1 protein-coding gene is annotated in these 705 nt (G+C 60.6%); it reads left to right on the plus strand.

The genetic code is table 11. The features are described 5' to 3' along the window. A partial coding sequence (locus tag NUW87_RS11430; RefSeq protein WP_269028647.1) for an integrase core domain-containing protein occupies positions 1 to 705 on the plus strand: 705 nt, incomplete at both ends.

Here is a 705-nt window from a genome sequence, read left to right on the forward strand (position 1 = left end):
GACTCGACGCCGGGCCCGAAACCATCGCCTACCACCTCGAACAGGCCGGCAAACGCGCCCCCTCAACCTCAACGATCCGCCGCGTCCTCACCAACGAGGGCTTGATCACCCCGCAGCCGCAAAAGAAGCCGAAAAGCTCTTACATCCGCTTCGAAGCGGCGATGCCCAACGAATGCTGGCAAGCCGACATCACCCACCTCTTCCTCGCTGATAACACGCGGGTAGAAGTCCTCGACTTCCTCGACGACCACTCTCGATACCTGTTGTCAATCACCGCGGCCGCCGCATTTACAGGCCCCGCCGTCGCCGCCGAACTCACCCGCCTGATCGGCGCATACGGCCCGCCAGCATCCACGCTGACGGACAACGGCCTGGTATTCACCGCCCGCCTAGCCGGGCGCAAAGGCGGGCGAAACGCATTCGAAAAAGTGCTCGTCGCACACAAAATCCAACAGAAAAACGGCCGACCAGGCCACCCCCAAACCCAAGGAAAAATTGAGCGGTTCCACCAAACCCTCAAAAAATGGATCACCGCCCGACCCCCAGCACAAACCATCGATGAGCTGCAACAACTCCTCAACGAATTTCGCCAATACTACAACTGCACCCGACCCCACCGCGCCCTAGGCAGACGCACCCCGCAGCAGGCATACACCACCGGAGTCAAAGCCACACCCAACGACAACCCCAAAGAAGAATGGCGCA

The sequence above is a fragment of the Corynebacterium pilbarense genome (assembly GCF_026930265.1).
Lineage (GTDB): Bacteria > Actinomycetota > Actinomycetes > Mycobacteriales > Mycobacteriaceae > Corynebacterium > Corynebacterium pilbarense.